This is a genomic window from Delftia sp. NA_296.1, assembly GCF_052692095.1.
Genome location: NZ_JBQZGF010000005.1, coordinates 54,034 through 74,617, shown reverse-complemented (window position 1 = coordinate 74,617; position 20,584 = coordinate 54,034). Strand labels below are relative to the sequence as shown.

The following is a 20,584-nucleotide window of genomic DNA, read 5'->3' as shown; positions in this document are numbered from 1 at the left end:
CCTGCCATGCAGGGCGCGGGCATGGGACCGTCAGGCCGTGCCGCCCACCGTCAGGCCGTCGATGCGCAGCGTGGGCTGGCCCACGCCCACAGGCACGCTCTGGCCTTCCTTGCCACAGGTGCCCACGCCGCTGTCCAGGCGCATGTCGTTGCCGATCATGGTGATGTGCTTGAGCGATTCCGGGCCGCTGCCCACGATGGTCGCGCCCTTGACGGGGTACTGGATCTTGCCGTTCTCGACCCAATAGGCCTCGCTGGCGGAGAACACGAACTTGCCGCTGGTGATATCGACCTGGCCGCCGCCGAAGTTGGTGGCGTACAGGCCCTTCTTGATCGAGGCCACGATTTCCTGCGGCTCCCGGTCGCCACCGAGCATGTAGGTGTTCGTCATGCGCGGCATGGGAATGTGGGCATAGCTTTCGCGACGGCCGTTGCCCGTGGGCTTGACGCCCATCAGGCGGGCATTCATCGCGTCCTGGATGTAACCCTTGAGGATGCCGTCCTCGATCAGCACATTGCTCTGGCTGGTGCAGCCTTCGTCATCGACGTTGAGCGAGCCGCGGCGATCGGCCAGCGTGCCGTCATCCAGCACGGTGACGCCCTTGGCAGCCACGCGCTGGCCGATGCGGCCGCTGAAGGCGCTGGCGCCCTTGCGGTTGAAGTCGCCTTCCAGACCGTGTCCCACGGCTTCGTGCAGCAGCACGCCGGGCCAGCCGGGGCCAAGCACCACGGTCATCTCGCCAGCCGGCGCGGGACGGGATTCCAGGTTGGTGAGGGCCGCGCTCACGGCCTCGTCCACGTACTGAGCGATCTGCTCGTCGCTGAAATAGGCCAGGCCGAAACGGCCACCGCCGCCGGCAGAGCCCACCTCGCGCCGGCCCTTTTGCTCGGCGATCACGGTAACCGACAGGCGCACCAGCGGCCGCACGTCGGCCGCCAGCGTGCCATCGGCACGGGCCACCAGCACCACGTCGTACTCGCTGGCCAGGCCGGCCATGACCTGGACAACGCGCGGGTCCTTGGCGCGGGCCAGTTTCTCGACCTTGCCCAGCAGCTCGACCTTGGCCGTGCTGTCCAGCGTGGCGATGGGGTCCAGACCGGGATACAACGAGCGGCTTTGCGCAATCTTGGGAGCATTGGCGCGCACGCGCTTGCTCTGGGCCGCGCCCGAGATGGAGCGCACGGTGCGCGCGGCATCAAGCAGCGAGGCTTCGGAAATATCGTCGGAATAGGCAAATGCCGTCTTCTCGCCACTGACCGCACGCACGCCCACGCCCTGGTCGATGCTGAAGCTGCCGGTCTTGACGATGCCCTCTTCCAGGCTCCAGCCTTCGGCGCGGGTGTACTGGAAGTAGAGGTCGGCGTCGTCGACCTGGTGGCTGCGGATCTCGGCCAGTGCGCGCGCGAGATGGGTTTCATCGAGCCCGAAGGGCTCAAGCAGCAACTGGCGCGCTGTGGCCAGGCGTTCAATGGTGGGTTCGCGGGAGATCATTCACGCATTGTAGAGAGCCGGCCATGCCCTCGCCGTGCAACGGCTGCGGCCAGCGGCTTGCCAACCCACAAAAAAGAACGGAATGCCGCTCCACCAGGCTGAGCGGCATTCCGTAGGCATGCATCCGCGTGGATGGCGAACATGCTGGCCCATGTCCGCACTTGCTTTGTAGCCTGCCCTGGCGGCGGTGGCAAGTGAGCAGACTCCCTCAGAAACTATCAAAAAAGGAGCAACCAGCGCTTTTGGAATCTCAGTTTCCAAGCCAAATCGCAGGAAGGAATGCGACGCCCGATACCGCAGGCATCCAGACTCTTTGACATTTGCGGGCGCCTTTGGCGCCGCAAAGTGCGATTCAGAGCGGCCCGCCGCCCTCGCCCGGCAGCTGCCGCTGCGAGCGCGCCACCGACATCAGCACGCCCAGCGCCAGCCCCAGCGTGACCATGGCCGTGCCGCCATAGCTGATGAAGGGCAGCGGCACGCCGACCACGGGCAGGATGCCGCTGACCATGCCCATGTTCACGAAGGCATAGGTGAAGAAGATCATGGCCACGGCTGCCGCCATGAGCCGCGCGAACAGCGAGTTGGCCTGGATGGCGATGGCCAGCCCGCGCCAGACCAGCAGCAGGAAGGAGACGATGATGAACAGGTTGCCGACCAGTCCGAACTCCTCGGAATAGGCCGCGAAGATGAAGTCGGTCGTGCGCTCGGGGATGAACTCCAAGTGGGTCTGGGTGCCCGCCATGAAGCCCTTGCCCCAGACACCGCCCGAACCGATGGCGATCATCCCCTGGATGATGTGGAATCCCTTGCCCAGCGGGTCGCGCGTGGGGTCCAGCAGGGTGCAGACACGGGTTTGCTGGTATTCATGCAGCACGGGCCAGCGCACGCCGTCGGCGCACAACTGGGGCTCGTACAGCACGATGAGCGTGATGCCGATGGCGCCGGCCAGCACGGGCGGCACGATGAGTTTCCAGGGCAGGCCCGCGAAAAAGATCACGGACAGGCCTGCGGCCATCACCAGCAGCGAGGTGCCCAGGTCGGGCTGCTTCATGATCAGCCCCACGGGCACCAGGAGCAGGACCATGGCGATCACGAAGTCCGTGCCGCGCAGCTGGCCCTCGCGGCGCTGGAACCACCAGGCCAGCATCAGCGGCGTGGCGATCTTCAGCAGTTCGCTGGGCTGGATCACCACACCCACGTTGACCCAGCGCTGCGCCCCCTTCTTGGTGATGCCGAACAGCGCCACCGCCACCAGCAACGCCACGCCCAGCATGTACAGCGGCACGGCCACCTTCATGAGCTGCTGCGGGGGAATCTGGGCCACGACAAAGAGGATGGCCGCCGCGATCAGCATGTTGCGCCCATGGTCGGTGAAGCGCGTGCCGTGGTCGAAGCCCGAGGAGTACATGGCGATCAGCCCCGCCGACGCCAGCATGCCCACGAACAGCAGCAACCAGAAGTCAAAGCCCCGCAGCAGCGGGGCAACACGTTGCCAGAGGGAGGGCTTGTCGAATTCGGTCACGGGGATGGTCGGTCGCGGGCACGGGCCGCCATTATCCCGTGGCGCATGCGGCCCAGCCCGGCGCAGGGTTGCCCACGGAGGCGGTTGTCATCCAGCTGTCGGCCCGGGCCTTCCCTGCTGGGCGCCGCCTGCCGCAGCGGCCACAATGGGCCATGAGCCGTCCGGGCCGCATCCCGCGCCCGGCCCCAGCAACGCAAAGGAGAGCGCCCGCCATGACCACCACCCATTTGCTGTACCTGCACGGCTTTCGCTCCTCTCCCCAATCCAACAAGGCCCGGCGCCTGGCCGAGCATGTGGCCACGCGCCATCCCCATGTGCGCTGGTGGAGCCCGCAGCTGCCCCCTTCCCCGCGCGAGGCGGCTGCCCTGATTGCCGATGGCATCGGCAGCTGGCCGCGCGAGACCATGGCCGTGATCGGCTCCTCGCTGGGCGGCTACTACGCCAGTTGGGTGGCCCAGTTGGCGCGCTGCCGCAGCGTGATGATCAACCCGGCCGTCAACCCGGCGCGCGATCTTGAAAAGTACATTGGCGAGCAGACTTCCTGGCACAACCCGGAGGAGCGTTTCTTCTTCCGCCGCGAATACATCGAGGAGCTGCGCGCGCTGGACACGCGCCACATGACACCGGCCGCCCCCGAAATGCTGCTGGCGGCCGAGGGCGACGAGGTGCTGGACTGGCGCGAGATGAGCGCACGCTATCCGCATGCGCTGCAGATCATCCAGGAGGGCGGCGATCACGCGCTGAGCAACTTCGAGGAGTACTTGCCTCAGCTGGACGAGTTCCTGAATCTGGCCTGATGCCGCGCAAGACTGCGCGGCAGCTGCCAGCCGCAGCATGGGAGAATGTCGGGCTATGCACGCATTGTTTGAAGAATCCGGCAAGTTCCTGGCCGGCCGCATCCTCTCCGAAGCCGACACCTCCGCCCAGGTGGAGCTGGACTCGGGCAAACGGGTCAAGGTCAAGTCGGCCAACATCCTGCTCAAGTTCGACAAGCCGGCGCCTGCCGAACTGATCGCCCAGGCGCAGGCGCAGGCCGCCCAGATCGATCTGGACCTGGCCTGGGAATTCGCCCCCGAGGAGGAATTCGGCTTCGCCGACCTTGCACGCGACTATTTCTCGGACAAGGCCACGCTGGCCGAGCAGGCCGGCGCGCTGTTCCGCCTCTACGACGCACCGCACTACTTCCGCCGCTCCGGCAAGGGCCGCTTCAAGAAGGCGCCGGCCGAGATCCTGCAGCAGGCGCTGGCCGGCATAGAGAAGAAAAAGCAGATCCAGGCCCAGATCACGGCCTGGGCCGAACAGCTGGGCGCCGGCGAATGCCCCGGCCCCATCCGCGAGCAGCTCTACAAGATCCTGTTCCGCCCCGACAAGAACGCCGCCGAATACAAGGCCGTGGTCGAGGCCAGCCGCGCCACGCGCCTGGCACCGCTGGATCTGCTGCACAGGGCCGGCGCCATTGAATCGGCCTACGAGTTCCACTGGAAGCGCTTCCTGTTCGACCACTTCCCCAAGGGCACGCAGTTCCCGGCCCTGCAGGCACCCCAGCCACCGGCCGACCTGCCGCTGGCCGAGGTCCAGGCGTTTTCCATCGATGACTCGGCCACCACAGAAATCGACGATGCGCTGTCGGTGCGCGGCCTGGGCACTGGCACGGTCACGGTGGGTATCCACATTGCCGCGCCCGGTCTGGCCATCGTGCCGGGCACGCCGCTGGACCAGCTCGGCCGCTCGCGCCTGTCCACCGTCTACATGCCCGGCTACAAGATCACCATGCTGCCCGACGAGGTGGTGCAGATCTACACGCTGGACGAAGGCCGCGCCAACCCCGCCGTGTCGCTGTACGTCACCGTGGACGAGGCCACGCTGGAGACCACGGCCAGCGAGACGCGCCTGGAGCGCGTGCCCGTGCAGGTCAACTTCCGCCATGACAAGCTGGACCACATCGTCACCGAGCAGTGGCTGGCCGACCCCTCCTTCGAGGTCGAGGGCACGCCCGAAGTGCTGCAAGGCAAGCGCGCCGAACTGACGTTCCTGCAGCGCTGGGCCAGGCACCTGAAGGCCGGGCGCGAACTGGTGCGCGGCAAGCCCGAGAACTTCAACCGCCCCGACTACAACTTCCGCCTCGTGGGCAACGGCGGCGCCGAGCCCCGCGGCAACGAGCAGGTGGAGATCAGCGTGCGCAAGCGCGGCGCGCCACTGGACCTGATCGTGGCCGAGGCCGCCATCGTGGCCAACAGCACCTGGGGCGGCTGGATGGCCGAGCTCGGCGTGCCCGGCATCTACCGCAGCCAGGCCAGCCTGGCGCCCGGCATCAAGGTGCGCATGTCCACCAAGGCGCAGCCCCATGCAGGCATCGGCGTCAAGAGCTATGCCTGGGCCACCTCGCCGCTGCGCCGCTACGTGGACCTGGTCAACCAGTGGCAGATCATTGCCTGCGCGCGCCACGGCAAGACCGCCGCCCTGGCCGCGCCGTTCAAGCCCAAGGATGCCGAGCTGTTCGGCATCATCAGCAGCTTCGACGGTGCCTACAGCGCCTACAACGGCTACCAGGCCGGCATGGAACGGTTCTGGACGCTCAAGTACCTGCAGCAGCACGCCATCACCGAGCTGACGGCCACCGTCATCAAGGAAGGCATGGGCGGCGGCCTGCTGGTGCGCGCCGATGACCTGCCCCTGGTCTTCCCCGTGCTGGGCGTCACCGGCCTGCCGCGCGGCGCCCATGTGCGCGTGCGCCTGGGCGAGATCGACGAGATCGCGCTCGATGTCTCGGGCACGCTGATCGAACGCCTGGATGGCGATGCGGCGGCAGCTGCCGATGGCGCCGAAGACAGCGCCGAGGATGACGAGGAAGCCGTGGCCGGCCCCATCGCCATCGCCGTGGACATGAACGAGACCGATGGCACACCGGCGGCCGACCCCGCCCAGCCCTGACCTGCCTCACATCCGAGCAACTGCCCCAGATCTGACGTGAAACTGCCTACCGCCCTCCGTTCCCTGAGCACGCTGCAGTTGGCACTGGGCGTTTCCATCGCCCTGCATGCCGGGTTGTTCTCGTTCCGGTTCATCGACCCGGAGCGCTTCGACCGCGTGTTCCAGGACACGCCGCTGGAAGTCATCCTGGTCAATGCCCGCGCCAACGAGCAGCCCGACAAGGCGCAGGCCATCGCGCAGACCTCGCTGGCCGGCGGCGGCGAGGCCGACAAGGGCCGGGCCTCCAGCCCCATGCCCTACTCGGCACTCACGGCCGTGGGCGACGACTTCGAGGAGCGCCAGCGCCAGATCGACTCCATGCAGGAGCAGCAGACCGTCTTGCTGACGCAGTTGCGCAAGCAGGTCGCGGCCCTGCCGCCGCTGGACCCGCGCGAGGCGGCCAAGCAGACCAAGGAGCAGCAGGCCCAGCAGGAAAAGCGCCAGCAGCTGGTCAAGCTGCTGGCCGAGATCGAAAAGCGCATCAACGAGGAAAACGCCCGCCCCAAGAAGCGCTATATCAGCCCGTCCACGCGCGAGGCCGTCTACGCCATCTACTACGACGGCCTGCGCCGCAAGGTCGAGGACAAGGGCACGGAGAACTTTCCCGAACAGGCGGGCAAGAAGCTCTATGGCGAGCTGGTCATGATCCTCACCGTCAACCACGACGGCCGCGTGCTGTCCACTGAGATCGTGCAGGGCTCGGGCAACCGCCTGCTCGACACCCGGGCCGAGGCCATTGCGCGTGCGGCCGGCCCCTTCGGCCATTTCGGCCCCGCCATGCGCGCCAAGGCCGACCAGATCGCCGTGGTCTCGCGCTTCAAGTTCACCCGCGAGCAGACGCTGCAGACGACGGTGCAGTAGCGCCCTCCTCCTCTCTTCGCGCACCCTCCTTTTCCGACATGACTTCCGCCGCCACCTCATCCGACCGATACTGCGTCATGGGCAACCCCGTCGCGCACAGCCGTTCGCCCTGGATCCATGCCCGCTTTGCCGAACTGTGCGGGCAGGACCTGCACTACGAGCGCCAGCATGTGGAGCTGCAAGGCTTTGCCGAGGCCGTGCGCGGCTTCGTCGCGGCAGGCGGACGCGGCTGCAATGTCACCGTGCCCTTCAAGCTGGAAGCCGCACAGCTGGCCACCACCTCCAGCGAGCGCGTGCAACTGGCCGGCGCCGCCAACACCCTGGTGCTGGTGGCGGACGGCATCCATGCCGACAACACCGACGGCCTGGGCCTGGTGGCCGACATCGTGCGCAATGCGGGCGTGCCGCTGGCCGGGCGCGACCTGCTGCTGCTGGGCGCGGGTGGCGCCGCAGCCGGCGCACTGGGCTCGCTGCTTGCCGAGCGCCCGCGCCGCATCGCCGTGGTCAACCGCACCTTCGAGCGCGCCCAGGCACTGGTGCAGCGCCATGCCGCCATCGCCGCGCACCATGGCGTGGAACTGGTGGCGCTGGAGCAGCAGGCCGTGGATGAGGATTTCGACGTGGTCATCAACGCCACCGCCAGCAGCCTGGCCGGTGCCGAGGTGCCCGTGCCGGCCCGCGTGCTGCGGCCTGGCAGCCTGGCCTACGACATGATGTACGGCGCCGCAGCCCAGGGCTTCCTGCAATGGGCCGAGCAGCATGGCGCCCAGGCCCGCGACGGGCTGGGCATGCTGGTGGAGCAGGCGGCCGAATCGTTCGCGCTGTGGCGCGGCGTGCGCCCGCCCTCGGCCCAGGTGCTGAACGAGCTGCGCGCCCATATTGCTCAAGGCGGCTGAGCGCTTTATGAAATCCCTGGCACGCGCCCTGCTGCTGGTGCTGTGCGCCGGCCTGCTGCTGCAGCTGTTCTTTGTGCTGCGCATTGCGCTGATGGTGGTGGTCGATCCTGAATCCACGGCCTTTCAGCGCTCCGAGGCCTGGCAGATGCTGCGCAGCTCCGAAGGCCTGCACTGGAGCCAGCAATGGCTGCCCTACGACCGCATCGCGCCCACGCTCAAGCGCGCCGTCATCGCCTCCGAAGATGACAGCTTCACCGAACACCACGGGGTGCAATGGGAGGCCATCGAGAAGGCCTGGCAGCGCAACCAGCGCGCCGAAGCCCGTGCCCAGAAGGCAGACAACGGCAAGGCGCCCAAGATCTACGGCGGCTCCACCATCACCCAGCAGCTGGCCAAGAACCTGCTGCTGTCGGGCGAACGCAGCCTGCTGCGCAAGGGCCAGGAACTGGTGCTGACCCAGCTGCTGGAACTGATGCTGAGCAAGCAGCGCATCCTGGAGATCTACCTCAACAGCGTGGAATGGGGCCAGGGCGTGTTTGGCGCGGAGGCTGCAGCCCGCCACTACTTTCGCAAGAGCGCCTCACAGCTCAGCGCGGCCGAGGCCGCACGCCTGGCCGTGATGCTGCCCCAGCCCAAGCGCTTCGAGAAGCTGCCCAACTCCGGCTATCTGCTGCAGCGCACGCGCACGGTCATGCAAAGAATGCCCAGCGCCGTCATCCCCTGAACGGCTACAGTCACGCCATGCGCATTCTTGGAATCGACCCCGGGCTGCAGACCACGGGATTCGGCGTGATCGACGTCGACGGCCACCGCCTGGCCTATGTGGCCAGCGGCACCATCCGCACCACTGGCATCGCGCTCGGCGACCTGCCGGGCCGGCTCAAGCTGCTGTTCGACGGCATCTCGGAAGTCGCCAGCCGCTACCAGCCCGACACCTCGGCCGTGGAAATCGTCTTCGTCAACGTCAACCCCCAGTCCACGCTGCTGCTGGGCCAGGCGCGCGGCGCCGCGCTCACGGCCCTGGTCAATGCGGGCCTGCCGGTCGCCGAATACACGGCACTGCAGATGAAAAAGGCCATGACCGGCCACGGCCGCGCGGCCAAGAGCCAGATCCAGGAAATGGTGCGCCGCCTGCTGCAACTGCCCGGCCTGCCCGGCACCGACGCAGCCGACGCCCTGGGCCTGGCCATCACCCACGCCCATGCGGGCGCCGCCATGTCGAAGATGGCCGAGGTCACGCAGCTGCAGCGCCGCCAGCACGCCGTCTACAAGGGCGGCAGGGTGTATTGACTCCCCCTGAGGCGCTGCGCGCCTTCCCCCTGAGGGGGACGACAGCCTAGCTGCGGGGCGGCCCTTGCTTGCTGTCTCTCGCCTGAGCGCGCCCCCCGCAAGCGCCATGGTCTCGATCTCGCTACCGCAATTGCGTTGGATGAGATGCGAGTCAGAGCCGCCCTCAGACGATGCGTCCAAAGAACAGCACGGCGAAGAAGGTCACGCCGGCAATCACGGTCCACTTGAGGATGATGAAGCCCCAGCGCTTGTAGTGCGACCGGCCCGTGCCCAGGTAGAACGCGAAGGAGACGGCCGAGGCCAGCAGCAGCAGGGTGGCCAGCCAGCGGAAGATCAGCATGGCGGCGCTCGCCTCACCAGGCCCGCGCGGGCTGGGCGAAGCCCTTGGGTGCCTGGCGCTCGCTGTCGAAGCTGACCAGTTCCCAGGCGTCGGGCTGGGCCAGCAGGGCACGCAGCAACTGGTTGTTCATGCCGTGGCCCGAGCGGAAGGCGCTGTAGGCGGCCAGCAGCGGCCTGCCGATCAGGTACAGGTCGCCGATGGCGTCGAGGATCTTGTGCTTGGCGAACTCGTCGTCGTAGCGCAGGCCGTCGCTGTTGAGCACCTTGTAGTCGTCCATGACGATGGCGTTGTCCATGCCGCCGCCCAGCGCCAGGCCATGGCTGCGCAGCATTTCCACGTCCTTGGTGAAGCCGAAGGTGCGCGCGCGTGCGATGTCGCGCGTGTAGTTGTCCTCGCCCATGTCGAACTCCACGCACTGGCCCGTGGAGTCCACGGCCGGATGGGCGAAGTCGATCTCGAAGCGCAGCTTGAAGCCGTGGTAGGGGTCGAAGCGCGCCCACTTGAGGTTCTGGCCCTCGCCCTCACGCACCTCGACGGGGCGGATGACGCGGATGAAGCGCTTGGGAGCCTTCTGCAGCTCGATGCCCGCGCTTTGCAGCAGGAACACGAAGGAGGCGGAGGAGCCGTCGAGGATGGGCACTTCCTCGGCGGTGATGTCTATATAGATGTTGTCGAGCCCGAGACCGGCAATGGCCGACATCAGGTGCTCCACGGTATGCACCTTGGCGCCGCCGGTGCCGATGGTGGAGGCCATGCGCGTGTCGGTGACGGCTTCGGCCGAGATCGGGATGTCCACAGGCTCCGGCAGGTCCACGCGACGGAACACGATGCCGGTGTCGGGCTGCGCGGGTCGCAGCGTCAACTCGACGCGCTGGCCGCTGTGCAGGCCCACGCCAACGGCACGGGTGATCGTCTTGATGGTGCGTTGTTGGAGCATCCGGCTATTTTAGAACGCGGCAGCCGTGCGCAGGGCATGGCCCTGGCACGGCTTTCGCTATCACGGCTATGCAGCGACCGTATGGGCCGCTGCTCAGTCAGCCTGCTTGCGCAGGAAGGCCGGGATTTCCAGATCGTCCATGCCGCCGGAGGCCAGGGCATCGACGCGGGCAGCGGCCTGCGTGCGGTTGGTACGCCAGACGCTGGGGACCGACATGTTGTTGGCATAGTCGGCGCCGCCAGCGGCACCGCCCACCAGGCCGCCGGCTGCCGTGGCGGCACCCATGGAGGCCGAGGGCAGCTGGTAGCTCATGTTGTCGGTACCGGTGCGCAGACCGCCCTGCACCACCTGCATGTTCTGGCGGCGTGCGCTGGGGCGCGACAGGCCGGTAGCGACCACGGTGACGCGGATCTCGTCGCCCAGGGTGTCGTCGTAGGCGGCGCCGTAGATCACGTGCGCATCGGGCGAGGCGTAGGCATTGATGGTGCTCATGGCCAGGCGCGACTCGGACAGCTTGAGGCTGCCCTTGGCGGCCGTGACCAGCACCAGCACGCCCTTGGCGCCCGACAGGTCGATGCCTTCCAGCAGCGGGCAGGCCACGGCCTGCTCGGCGGCGATGCGCGCGCGGTCGGGACCGGCGGCCTTGGCCGTGCCCATCATGGCCTTGCCGGGCTCGCCCATGACGGTGCGCACGTCTTCGAAGTCGACGTTCACATGGCCGTACTCGTTGATGATTTCGGCAATGCCGCCCACGGCGTTCTTGAGAACGTCGTTGGCATGGGCGAAGGCCTCGTCCTGCGAGATGTCGTCACCCAGCACGTCCAGCAGCTTCTCGTTGAGCACGACGATCAGCGAATCGACATTGGCTTCGAGCTCGTTGAGGCCGCTGTCGGCGTTGGCCATGCGTCGGCCGCCTTCCCACTCGAAGGGCTTGGTGACCACGCCCACGGTGAGAATGCCCATTTCCTTGGCCACGCGCGCGATCACGGGCGCAGCGCCCGTGCCCGTGCCGCCGCCCATGCCGGCCGTGATGAACAGCATGTGCGCGCCTTCGATGGCGGTGCGGATGTCGTCCTCGGCCATTTCGGCAGCCTCGCGGCCCTTGTCGGGCTTGCTGCCCGCGCCCAGGCCGCTGCCGCCGAGCTGGATGGTGCGGTGGGCGCTGCTGCGCAGCAGCGCCTGCGCGTCGGTGTTGGCGCAGACGAATTCCACACCCTGCACGTTGCGCGCAATCATGTGCTCGACGGCGTTGCCGCCGCCGCCGCCAACGCCGATCACCTTGATCTGCGTACCCTGGTTGAATTCTTCAACTTCAATCATGTCGATGGGCATGTTGGTTCTCCTGTAGCTCTCTGTAAGTGGTCACCACCGTCTGGGGAAAATTCTGTCTTCTGTCCGGTATTCGGAAGCCGGTGGGCGGGCCGGTAATGCGCAGTCGATGAAAGCACATATCAAAAGTTCCCCACGATGAAGTCTTTGAAACGGCCAAAAGCGGTCTTCATCGACCCACTCTTTTGTGCCACCTTGAAACCGCGCAGGCGAGCCAGGCGGGCCTCTTCGAGCAATCCCATCACGGTGGCGGCGCGGGGTTGGGCCACCATGTCTGCCAGAGCGCTCGAATACTTGGGGATGCCGCGGCGCACGGGCTTGAGGAATATGTCCTCGCCCAGTTCCACCATGCCCGGCATGACGGCGCTGCCGCCGGTCAGCACGATGCCCGAGGACAGAACTTCCTCGTAGCCGGAATCGCGCACCACCTGCTGCACCAAAGAAAAGATCTCTTCCACGCGCGGCTCGATCACGCCGGCCAGCGCCTGCTTGCTGATCATGCGCGGGCTGCGGTCGCCCAGGCCCGGCACTTCGACCTGGGCATCGGGGTCGGCCAGCAGCTGCTTGGCATAGCCGCTTTCGACCTTGATGTCCTCGGCGTCCTTGGTCGGCGTGCGCAGCGCCATGGCGATGTCGCTGGTGATCAGGTCGCCCGCGATCGGGATGACGGCCGTGTGCCGGATGGCGCCGCCCGTGAAGATGGCCACGTCGGTGGCGCCCGCGCCGATATCGACCACGGCCACGCCCAGCTCGCGCTCGTCGTCGGTGAGCACGGCCTGGCTCGATGCCAGCGGGTTGAGCAGCAGCTGCTCGACCTCCAGGCCGCAGCGGCGCACGCACTTGATGATGTTCTCGGCCGCGCTCTGCGCGCCCGTGACGATGTGGATCTTGGCCTCCAGGCGGATGCCGCTCATGCCGATGGGCTCGCGCACTTCCTGGCCGTCGATCACGAATTCCTGCGGCTCGACCAGCAGCAGCCGCTGGTCCGAGGAGATGTTGATGGCCTTGGCCGTCTCCATCACCCGCGCCACGTCGGTGGCCGTGACTTCCTTGTCCTTGATGGCCACCATGCCGCTGGAGTTCAGGCCGCGGATGTGGCTGCCGGTGATGCCGGTGCACACGCGCTGGATCTTGCAGTCGGCCATCAGCTCGGCCTCTTTCAAGGCCTGCTGGATGCTCTGCACGGTGGCGTCGATGTTCACCACCACGCCCCGCTTGAGTCCGTTGCTCGGGGCCACGCCGAGGCCGGCGAGCTTGAGTTCGCCGTTGTACAGGACCTCGGCGACCACGACCATGACCTTGGCCGTGCCGATGTCCAGTCCGACGATCACATCTTTGTATTCTCTTGCCATATCAGCATCCGCCCCCGGTTGGTTCTGTCCTGTCGCTGTGTCGCTGCATGGTGTGCGTGTACATAGGTCTTTCCTCCCTCGTCTTCAGCGTCGGGGACGCACTGCAGCCGGCGCCTTGGCCGTGCCGGTGGTCACACCGCGCAGCCTCAGCGCATATCCGTCTTCGTAGCGCAGGTCGGCCGACTCGATGGCGTCGGCCTTGCGCTTGTATTGGGTCGTGATCTGGGGCAGCGTGCGCACGAAGCGCTGCACGCGCTGCAGCACGGCTTCCACGCTGCCGCCACCCAGTTCGATCTGTGCATCATTGGCCAGCCTGAGCTGCCAGCTTCCGCGCGCATTGAGCGTGAGCCCGTCGATCTCCACATCCAGCGGCCCCAGCGCCGGCACCAGCAGCCGGTACATCTGCAGCATCTGCGGGGCGCTGTCCTCGGGGCCCTGCAGGCGCGGCAGGCCGTCGCGGTCGAGCTCGCCCAGGTTGGCCTCGAAGACCTCGCCAAAGCTGTTGATCAGGCCGGTGCCCGAATCGGGGCCCCAGAAGGCCTCGGCCACATGCTCGTGCAGGATGACGCGCAGGCTGTTGGGATAGTCGCGGCGCACCTGCGCCTCGCGCACCCAGGGCACCTGCTCGAATGCCGCCTTGGCGCCCTTGAGGTCCACGGTGAAGAAGTTGCCCGTGAGCACGGGCGCCACGTTGGCGCGCAGCGTCACCGTGTTGTTGTGCACCAGCTCGCCCTCGACCACGATGCGGCCGATGTTGAAGGCCGGGTGGCGCAGCGCCCACCAGCTCACCGCTGCCAGCCCCAGCGCAGCCACGCCCACGAACAGGACCGTAGCGGTCACGTTCATGAGCTTGACGTCGAAGGGGGCCGGCAGGGAGTAGCTCATGCGTGCTCCTGCTCCGGTTGCGCGGCGTCCAGCGCGGCGCTGGCCAGGATGCCCAGGCAGAGGTTCGAGTAGCTGACACCGATGGCGCGGGCCGACATGGGCACCAGCGAGTGGCCCGTCATGCCCGGCGAGGTGTTGATCTCCAGCAGGAAGGGCTTGCGATCGCTGGCGCGGATCATGATGTCGGCGCGCGACCAGCCGCGGCAGCCCAGCGTGCGGAAGGCCCGCACGACGATGCGCCGGATCTCGGCCTCTTCCTCGGCGGGCAGTCCGCTGGGGCAGTGGTACTTGGTGTCGTCGGTGAAGTACTTGTTCTGGTAGTCGTAGTTGCCTTCGGGGGCGACGATGCGGATCACGGGCAGCGCATGGGCGCCCTCGCCCGTGCCGAGCACGGGGCAGGTGGTCTCGTCGCCTTCGATGAACTCCTCGCAGAGCACTTCGGGGTCGTAGCGGGAGGCCAGCACATAGGCCTGCTCGCATTCCTCGGCCGTCCAGACCTTGGTCAGGCCGATGGTCGAGCCCTCGCGCGAGGGCTTGACGATCATGGGCGCGCCCAGCGCCTGCAGCGCGGCGCGCGTCTCGCCTGCGCTGGCGACCAGACGCCAGTCCGGCGTGGGCAGGCCCTCGAAGCGCCAGATGCGCTTGGTCATGATCTTGTCCATGGCGATGCTCGAGGCCATCACGCCGGGGCCCGTGTACGGGATGCCCAGCAGCTCCAGCGCACCCTGCACCGTGCCGTCTTCGCCGTAGCGGCCGTGCAGCGCGATGAAGCAGCGGTCGAACCCTTCCTTCTTCAACTCGCCCAGGTCACGCTCGGCGGGGTCGAAGGCATGGGCGTCCACGCCATGCGACAGCAGGGCCTTGAGCACGCCCGTGCCCGACATCAGCGAGACCTCGCGCTCGGCCGAGCGGCCGCCCAACAGCACGGCCACCTTGCCCAGGGCCTTGACATCGATCTGGGTGCCGAAGCTGCTCATTGCACAGCTCCCTGCTGCGCCTGCAGCTCTTGTTTCTGAAGCATTTCAACCAACTTTCCGGGCACGGCGCCAATCGAGCCTGCCCCCATGCACAACAACACGTCGCCATCGCGGGCATTGACGGCAATGGCCGCCGGCAGCTCGGCAACGTTTTCCACAAATACCGGCTCGACACGGCCGGCCACGCGCAGGGCGCGAGTCAGCGAGCGGCCGTCGGCCGCCACCACGGGCGCCTCGCCGGCCGCATAGACCTCGGTCAGCAGCACGGCATCGGCCAGGCCGATGACCTTGACGAAATCCTCGAAGCAGTCGCGCGTGCGGCTGTAGCGGTGCGGCTGGAATGCCAGCACCAGGCGACGGCCCGGGAAGGCGCCACGAGCGGCGGCCAGCGTGGCCGCCATCTCGACGGGGTGGTGGCCATAGTCGTCGATGACGGTGAAGCTGCCGCCGTCGGCAGTCGCCAGTTCGCCATAGCGCTGGAAGCGCCGGCCCACGCCCTTGAAGCTTTCGAAGGCACGCAGCAGCGCGTCGTCGGAGATCTCCAGCTCCATGGCCACGGCCACGGCCGACAGCGCGTTGAGCACGTTGTGCTCGCCCGGCAGGCTCAGCACCACGTCCAGGTCGGGATAGCTCTGGCCGTTGCTGCGGCGCACCGTGAAATGCATGCTGCCAGCTTCGGCGCGCACGTTGAGGGCGCGCACCTGGGCGTCCTCGGCAAAGCCGTAGGTGGTCACGGGGCGGGCCACCTGGGGCAGGATCTCGCGCACGGCCGGGCTGTCCACACAGACGATGGCGCGGCCGTAGAACGGCATGCGGTGCAGGAAATCGACGAAGGCGCCCTTGAGCCGGCCGAAGTCATGACCGTAGGTTTCCATGTGGTCGGCGTCGATGTTGGTGACGACGGCCATCACGGGCAGCAGGTTCAGGAAGGAGGCATCGGACTCGTCCGCCTCGACCACGATGTAGTCGCCCTGGCCCAGCTTGGCGTTGGCGCCCGCGCTGTTGAGCTTGCCGCCGATGACGAAGGTCGGGTCCAGCCCGGCCTCGGCCAGCACGCTGGTCACCAGGCTGGTGGTCGTGGTCTTGCCATGGGCACCCGCGATGGCGATGCCCTGCTTGAAGCGCATGAGCTCGGCCAGCATGAGCGCACGCGGCACAACGGGAATCTTGCGCTCGCGCGCGGCCAGCACCTCGGGATTGTCGGACTGCACGGCGGTGGAGGTGACGACGGCGTCAGCCCCTTCGATGTGCGCGGCCGCATGGCCGACGTGGGTGGCGATGCCCAGGCCGGCGAGCCGGCGCAGCGTGGCACTGTCGGACAGGTCCGAGCCCGAGATGGCGTAACCCAGGTTGTGCAGCACCTCGGCGATGCCGCTCATTCCGGCGCCGCCGATGCCGACGAAATGGATGTGATGAATGGCGTGCTTCATGCGGCCAGTTCCTCACAGGCGGCGACCACCTCGGCGGTGGCATCGGTCTTTTGCATTTTCTTGGCTTTTCCAGCGCGCTCCAGCAGCGTCGCACGCTGCATATTTTGTAGCATTTCGGCCAGGCTTTGGGCAGTCAGTGCGCTTTGTTGCATCAACCATCCACCACCGGCATCGACCAGGAAACGCGCGTTCGTGGTCTGGTGGTCGTCCACGGCGGACGGGAAGGGCACATAGATGGCTGCGGCGCCCACGGCCGCGATCTCGGTGACCGTGCTGGCGCCAGCGCGGCAGACGATGACATCGGCCTCGGCAAAGGCGCGCGCGGTGTCGTCGATGAAGGGCGTGAGCTCGGCCGCGACGCCTGCGGCGGCATAGTTGGCGCGCAGGGCATCGATCTGCGCGGCGCCGCTTTGGTGCAGCACGACAGGCCGCACATCGGCGGGAATCAGGGCCAGCGCCTGGGGCACGATCTCGTTGAGAGCCTTGGCGCCCAGGCTTCCGCCCACCACCAGCAGGCGCAGCGGGCCGCTGCGGCCTGCGAAACGCTGCTCGGGCGCGGGCTGCTCGGTGAAGGCCTGGCGCAAGGGGTTGCCGACCCAGCGGCCCTTGGGGAATACGTTGGGGAAGGCGGTGAAGATGCGGTGGGAGACGCTGGCCAGCACCTTGTTGGCCATGCCGGCCACGGAGTTCTGCTCATGCAGCACCAGGGGCTTGCCGGCCAGCACGGCCATCATTCCACCGGGGAAGCTGATGTAGCCACCCAGACCGACCACCACGTCGGGCTTGACGCGGCGCACCACGGCCAGCGCCTGCCAGAAGGCACGCAGCAGGCGCATGGGCAAAAAGGCCAGGGTCATGATGCCCTTGCCGCGCACGCCCGAGAACTCGATGGTCTCCAGCGGGAAGCCCTGGGCGGGCACGATGCGCGACTCCATGGAGCCGGGCGCGCCCAGCCAGCGCACGTTCCAGCCGCGCTCGCGCAGGGCCTGGGCCACGGCCAGGCCCGGGAAGATATGTCCGCCCGTGCCGCCGGCCATGATCAGGGCCGTGCGCTGGCGTTGCGTGCCTTGGGAGGTGGGCTGCTGTGTCATGCATGCCCTCCCTTCATCAGCAACTTGTTCTCGTAGTCCACCCTTAACACCACCGCTATCGCTATCAGATTCATCAAAATGGCCGAGCCGCCGAAACTCATCAGGGGCAGCGTCAGCCCCTTGGTCGGCAGCGCGCCCAGGTTCACGCCCATGTTGATGAAGGCCTGGAAACCCATCCAGATCGCAATGCCCTCGGCCACCAGGCCGGAGAACACCCGGTCCAGCGCAATGGCCTGCCGCCCTATGAGCATGATGCGGCGCGTCAGCCACAGGAAGGTGACGGCGATCAAGAGCACGCCGACCAGGCCGAATTCCTCGCCGATCACGGCCAGCAGGAAGTCGGTGTGCGCCTCGGGCAGCCAGTGCAGCTTCTCGACGCTGCGGCCCAGGCCCACGCCGAAGATCTCGCCGCGCCCGATGGCGATCAGCGCATGCGACAGCTGGTAGCCCTTGCCCAGGGCATGCTTTTCATCCCAGGGATTGAGGTAGGCAAAGATGCGCTCGCGCCGCCATTCGGAGGTGGCGATGATCAGCACGAAGGCCAGCACCACCAGGGCCGCGATCAGGAAGAACATGCGCGCGTTCACGCCGCCCAGGAACAGGATGCCCATGGCGATCACCACGATCACCATGAAGGCGCCCATGTCGGGCTCGGCCAGCAGCAGCACGCCGACCAGCACCACGGCCAGCCCCATGGGCAGCACGGCGCGGAAGAAGCGCTCCTTGACCTCCATCTTGCGCACCATGTAGTCGGCCGCATAGATGAGCACGGCGAACTTGGCCAGTTCGGACGGCTGGAAATTCATGATGCCCAGCGACAGCCAGCGCCGCGCGCCGTTGACCACGGTGCCCACGTGCGGGATCAGCACGGCCACCAGCAGGACCAGGGACACCAGGAAGAGCTTGCGCGCCATGCGCTCCCAGGTGGCCATGGACACCTGGAAGGCCAGCAGCGCGCCGACGAAGGCCATGCCGATGGACATGGCATGGCGCATCAGGAAATGGGTGGGCGCGATCTTGCCGAAGCGCGGGTTGTCCGGCATGGCGATCGACGCCGAATACACCATGATCAGGCTCCAGGCCAGCAGGCCTATGACCACCCAGATCAGGGCCTGGTCCAGGCCGAGCACGCTGGCCGGCGTCTGCGTGGGCCGGTGGTACTGGGGACCGCCCAGGCGCACGGGCAGCACGTCGATGGCCTTCTCCTGCGCGCCTCCGAACCAGGAGCGCATCCGGCCCAGGACCTGCGATACGGCGGTCATGCAGCACCTCCGAGTTCATGCCCGGCATCCAGCGCCAAGGCGCGCACGGCATCGACGAACTGGTGGGCCCGGTCCTCGTAGTTGCGGAACATGTCCAGGCTGGCACAGGCGGGCGACAGCAGCACGGCATCGCCCTCATGGGCGCGCGAGGCGGCCAGCTCCACGGCGTCGGCCATGGTGGTGGCATCGACCAGGGGCACGCCGCAGTCCTGCAGGGCGGCGCGGATGCGGCCGGCGTCGCGGCCGATCAGCACGGCCGTGCGCACATGGCGCGACACGGGCGCGACCAGCGGAGAGAAATCCTGGCCCTTGCCGTCGCCACCCAGGATGACCACGATGCGGTGGTCAGGCCCCAGGCCGGACAGCGCGGCCACGGTGGCACCCACGTTCGTGCCCTTGCTGTCGTCGTAGTACTCCACGCCGTTGACGCGGCCAATGGGCTGGACGCGGTGCGGCTCGCCCCGGTACTCACGCAGTCCATAGAGCAGCGGCGCCAGCGTGCAGCCGCCCGCGCTGGCCAGGGCCAGGGCGGACAGGGCGTTGATGGCGTTGTGCCGGCCGCGGATGCGCAGTGCGTCGGCAGGCATGAGGCGCTGGATGTACAGGTCTTCGGCGTTCTTGCCCTTGGCGGTTTCGTCGGCCTCATGGGCGCGCACCAGCCACGTCATGCCACTGACCACTTCCAGGCCGAAGTCGCCGGGGCGGCGCGGCATGTCGCCGCCGAAGGTGATGTGGGCGCGCTGCTGGGGCTTTTGGCGCTTGCCCGGCGGCACCACGGGCGCCGGCAGCATGCGCATGACCTCGGGGTCTTCGCGGTTGAGCACCATGGTGCCGCTGCTGCCGAAGATGCAGGCCTTGGCATCGGCATAGGCGCGCAGGGTGCCGTGCCAGTCCAGGTGGTCCTGGGTGATGTTGAGCACGGCGGCGGCCGTGGGCTCGAACATCTGCACGCCATCGAGCTGGAAGCTGGACAGCTCCAGCACCCAGGCCTGGGGCAGCGTTTCGGCATCGATGGCCTGGGTCAGCGTGTCCAGCAGCGTGGGGCCGATATTGCCGGCCACGGCCACGCGCAGGCCCGCATGCTCCAGCAGTTGGCCGGTCAGCGAGGTGACCGTGGTCTTGCCATTGGTCCCGGTGATGCCCAGCACCGTGGGACGGTAGCCATGGGCCGCGGCCAGGGCCTTGAGCGCCATGGCGAAGAGATCGAGTTCGCCGCCCACGGGCAGGCCCTGGGCGCGCGCGGTATCGACCACGGGCGCCACGGCGGCCGGGCTCAGGCCGGGCGAGCGGTAGACCAGGCCCAGGCTCTGGCCGTCCACCAGCTGCGCCGTGAACTCGCCGGGCACGAAGCGCACCTGGGGCAATTCGGTGGACAGTTGCTGCAGCTGGGGCGGTGCCTGGCGCGTATCGGCCACGATGACTTCGGCGCCGCAGCGCACGCACCAGCGTGCCATGGCCAGGCCCGAGGCACCCAGACCCAGCACGAGCACGCGCTGGCCCTGCAGGTGCTGGACCTGCTCGCCGGGCCAGCCGGCAGCCACGGGCGGCAGCACCTGCTCGGATTCAACCGCCTCTTCGGCGGCAAGGGGCGTGACCTCGGCATCGGACGAGTCGGAGATGCTGGGGTCCGCAAAGATCTGGGCCACGAAGGCGGCAGCATCCTTGGCTGCCGTCAGCGTGGCGATGTCGGGCACGGGCTCGGTAAGGGCCACAGGCACCTGCGGCGCCGGCGGCACCTCGACGGCCGGAGGCTCCGCCTCGCCGTCGCCAACTGGCACGGGAGCCGGTGAATCGTCCAGGACCGGGTCCGCAACCACCTGCCCCTCGGGAGCGAGGCCCGGCATCCCGGCCGGCTCCGCCAGCTCGACAAGCTCGGCAGGGGACGCCGGCACGGCGGGCTCGGTGGCCGGCAGTGCGTGGAGGTCGGTCTTGAAGTCTTCGGTGTTCATGC

Annotated in this window: 18 protein-coding genes; 6 read left to right on the top strand and 12 right to left on the bottom strand. The window is 67.7% G+C overall.

All coding sequences use genetic code 11. From position 1 onward, the window contains the following. Positions 1-30: 30 nt before the first annotated feature. Together tldD and rodA are read right to left on the bottom strand one after the other, a co-directional pair. Positions 31-1,491, bottom strand: a complete 1,461-nt coding sequence (gene tldD / locus ACUTR7_RS14070) for a metalloprotease TldD (protein WP_445609053.1) — start codon at positions 1,489-1,491, stop codon at positions 31-33. Positions 1,492-1,843: 352 nt separating this feature from the next. Next, entirely contained in the window at positions 1,844-3,013 is a 1,170-nt protein-coding gene (rodA, locus tag ACUTR7_RS14065; RefSeq protein WP_013804102.1) for a rod shape-determining protein RodA, read from the bottom strand. Positions 3,014-3,225: 212 nt separating this feature from the next. Between rodA and ACUTR7_RS14060 the strand changes: the two genes are divergently transcribed. From ACUTR7_RS14060 to ruvC, 6 genes are read left to right on the top strand one after another with little or no spacing between them, the layout of a single operon-like run. Further along, positions 3,226-3,810, top strand: coding sequence for a YqiA/YcfP family alpha/beta fold hydrolase (locus ACUTR7_RS14060; protein ID WP_012203415.1), 585 nt, complete (start codon positions 3,226-3,228; stop codon positions 3,808-3,810). Between the two features lie 55 nt (positions 3,811-3,865). Next, positions 3,866-5,944: a ribonuclease catalytic domain-containing protein gene (locus ACUTR7_RS14055; protein ID WP_445609052.1), complete on the top strand. Its 2,079-nt coding sequence runs from the start codon at positions 3,866-3,868 to the stop codon at positions 5,942-5,944. A 36-nt stretch (positions 5,945-5,980) separates the two neighbouring features. Then, a complete protein-coding gene (locus ACUTR7_RS14050) occupies positions 5,981-6,844 on the top strand; it encodes an energy transducer TonB (protein ID WP_012203413.1) in 864 nt (287 codons plus the stop codon). A gap of 38 nt (positions 6,845-6,882) precedes the next feature. After that, positions 6,883-7,740, top strand: a complete 858-nt coding sequence (aroE, locus tag ACUTR7_RS14045; RefSeq protein WP_445609051.1) for a shikimate dehydrogenase — start codon at positions 6,883-6,885, stop codon at positions 7,738-7,740. Positions 7,741-7,747: 7 nt separating this feature from the next. Further along, positions 7,748-8,464 carry a monofunctional biosynthetic peptidoglycan transglycosylase gene (gene mtgA / locus ACUTR7_RS14040; protein ID WP_012203411.1) on the top strand — a complete coding sequence of 239 codons (717 nt, stop codon included), beginning with the start codon at positions 7,748-7,750 and terminating at the stop codon, positions 8,462-8,464. 17 nt (positions 8,465-8,481) lie between these two features. Then, complete coding sequence (ruvC, locus tag ACUTR7_RS14035; RefSeq protein WP_012203410.1) at positions 8,482-9,030, top strand: crossover junction endodeoxyribonuclease RuvC; 549 nt, start codon at positions 8,482-8,484, stop codon at positions 9,028-9,030. Between the two features lie 163 nt (positions 9,031-9,193). Here ruvC and ACUTR7_RS14030 read toward each other — a convergent pair whose 3' ends face one another. The 10 genes from ACUTR7_RS14030 to murD all read right to left on the bottom strand — a co-directional run bounded on the left by ACUTR7_RS14030 (position 9,194) and on the right by murD (position 20,582). Next, positions 9,194-9,370 (bottom strand): hypothetical protein, encoded by a 177-nt coding sequence (locus tag ACUTR7_RS14030; RefSeq protein ID WP_445609050.1) that lies wholly within the window; start codon positions 9,368-9,370, stop codon positions 9,194-9,196. A 13-nt stretch (positions 9,371-9,383) separates the two neighbouring features. Continuing rightward, a complete protein-coding gene (lpxC, locus tag ACUTR7_RS14025) occupies positions 9,384-10,307 on the bottom strand; it encodes a UDP-3-O-acyl-N-acetylglucosamine deacetylase (RefSeq protein WP_012203406.1) in 924 nt (307 codons plus the stop codon). A 93-nt stretch (positions 10,308-10,400) separates the two neighbouring features. Then, on the bottom strand, positions 10,401-11,639 hold the full coding sequence (ftsZ, locus tag ACUTR7_RS14020; protein ID WP_012203405.1) for a cell division protein FtsZ: 1,239 nt from the start codon (positions 11,637-11,639) through the stop codon (positions 10,401-10,403). Between the two features lie 119 nt (positions 11,640-11,758). Beyond that, the gene (ftsA, locus tag ACUTR7_RS14015; protein ID WP_012203404.1) at positions 11,759-12,988 is read right to left on the bottom strand and encodes a cell division protein FtsA; all 1,230 of its coding nucleotides are present in this window, start codon (positions 12,986-12,988) and stop codon (positions 11,759-11,761) included. 84 nt (positions 12,989-13,072) lie between these two features. Further along, positions 13,073-13,873: a cell division protein FtsQ/DivIB gene (locus tag ACUTR7_RS14010; protein WP_013804104.1), complete on the bottom strand. Its 801-nt coding sequence runs from the start codon at positions 13,871-13,873 to the stop codon at positions 13,073-13,075. Continuing rightward, positions 13,870-14,850, bottom strand: coding sequence for a D-alanine--D-alanine ligase (locus ACUTR7_RS14005; protein ID WP_445609049.1), 981 nt, complete (start codon positions 14,848-14,850; stop codon positions 13,870-13,872). The genes ACUTR7_RS14010 and ACUTR7_RS14005 overlap by 4 nt, the downstream gene beginning before the upstream one ends. Beyond that, positions 14,847-16,280, bottom strand: coding sequence for a UDP-N-acetylmuramate--L-alanine ligase (gene murC / locus ACUTR7_RS14000; RefSeq protein ID WP_013804106.1), 1,434 nt, complete (start codon positions 16,278-16,280; stop codon positions 14,847-14,849). The genes ACUTR7_RS14005 and murC overlap by 4 nt, the downstream gene beginning before the upstream one ends. Then, entirely contained in the window at positions 16,277-17,371 is a 1,095-nt protein-coding gene (gene murG / locus ACUTR7_RS13995; RefSeq protein ID WP_216295157.1) for an undecaprenyldiphospho-muramoylpentapeptide beta-N-acetylglucosaminyltransferase, read from the bottom strand. The genes murC and murG overlap by 4 nt, the downstream gene beginning before the upstream one ends. Then, positions 17,368-18,633 (bottom strand): putative lipid II flippase FtsW, encoded by a 1,266-nt coding sequence (ftsW, locus tag ACUTR7_RS13990; protein WP_012203399.1) that lies wholly within the window; start codon positions 18,631-18,633, stop codon positions 17,368-17,370. The genes murG and ftsW overlap by 4 nt, the downstream gene beginning before the upstream one ends. Further along, complete coding sequence (murD, locus tag ACUTR7_RS13985) at positions 18,630-20,582, bottom strand: UDP-N-acetylmuramoyl-L-alanine--D-glutamate ligase (RefSeq protein WP_445609048.1); 1,953 nt, start codon at positions 20,580-20,582, stop codon at positions 18,630-18,632. The genes ftsW and murD overlap by 4 nt, the downstream gene beginning before the upstream one ends. Positions 20,583-20,584 lie beyond the last annotated feature (2 nt).

Excerpts from the sequence above, each read along its gene's own strand:
- ACUTR7_RS14060 (WP_012203415.1), top strand. The coding sequence starts at position 3,226 with ATGACCACCACCCATTTGCTGTACCTGCACGGCTTTCGCTCCTCTCCC.
- ftsA (WP_012203404.1), bottom strand. The coding sequence starts at position 12,988 with ATGGCAAGAGAATACAAAGATGTGATCGTCGGACTGGACATCGGCACG.
- ACUTR7_RS14010 (WP_013804104.1), bottom strand. The coding sequence starts at position 13,873 with ATGAGCTACTCCCTGCCGGCCCCCTTCGACGTCAAGCTCATGAACGTG.
- murC (WP_013804106.1), bottom strand. The coding sequence starts at position 16,280 with ATGAAGCACGCCATTCATCACATCCATTTCGTCGGCATCGGCGGCGCC.
- ACUTR7_RS14030 (WP_445609050.1), bottom strand. The coding sequence starts at position 9,370 with ATGCTGATCTTCCGCTGGCTGGCCACCCTGCTGCTGCTGGCCTCGGCC.
- murG (WP_216295157.1), bottom strand. The coding sequence starts at position 17,371 with ATGACACAGCAGCCCACCTCCCAAGGCACGCAACGCCAGCGCACGGCC.
- mtgA (WP_012203411.1), top strand. The coding sequence starts at position 7,748 with ATGAAATCCCTGGCACGCGCCCTGCTGCTGGTGCTGTGCGCCGGCCTG.
- aroE (WP_445609051.1), top strand. The coding sequence starts at position 6,883 with ATGACTTCCGCCGCCACCTCATCCGACCGATACTGCGTCATGGGCAAC.
- murD (WP_445609048.1), bottom strand. The coding sequence starts at position 20,582 with ATGAACACCGAAGACTTCAAGACCGACCTCCACGCACTGCCGGCCACC.
- ftsZ (WP_012203405.1), bottom strand. The coding sequence starts at position 11,639 with ATGCCCATCGACATGATTGAAGTTGAAGAATTCAACCAGGGTACGCAG.
- ACUTR7_RS14055 (WP_445609052.1), top strand. The coding sequence starts at position 3,866 with ATGCACGCATTGTTTGAAGAATCCGGCAAGTTCCTGGCCGGCCGCATC.
- lpxC (WP_012203406.1), bottom strand. The coding sequence starts at position 10,307 with ATGCTCCAACAACGCACCATCAAGACGATCACCCGTGCCGTTGGCGTG.
- ruvC (WP_012203410.1), top strand. The coding sequence starts at position 8,482 with ATGCGCATTCTTGGAATCGACCCCGGGCTGCAGACCACGGGATTCGGC.
- ACUTR7_RS14005 (WP_445609049.1), bottom strand. The coding sequence starts at position 14,850 with ATGAGCAGCTTCGGCACCCAGATCGATGTCAAGGCCCTGGGCAAGGTG.
- ftsW (WP_012203399.1), bottom strand. The coding sequence starts at position 18,633 with ATGACCGCCGTATCGCAGGTCCTGGGCCGGATGCGCTCCTGGTTCGGA.
- tldD (WP_445609053.1), bottom strand. The coding sequence starts at position 1,491 with ATGATCTCCCGCGAACCCACCATTGAACGCCTGGCCACAGCGCGCCAG.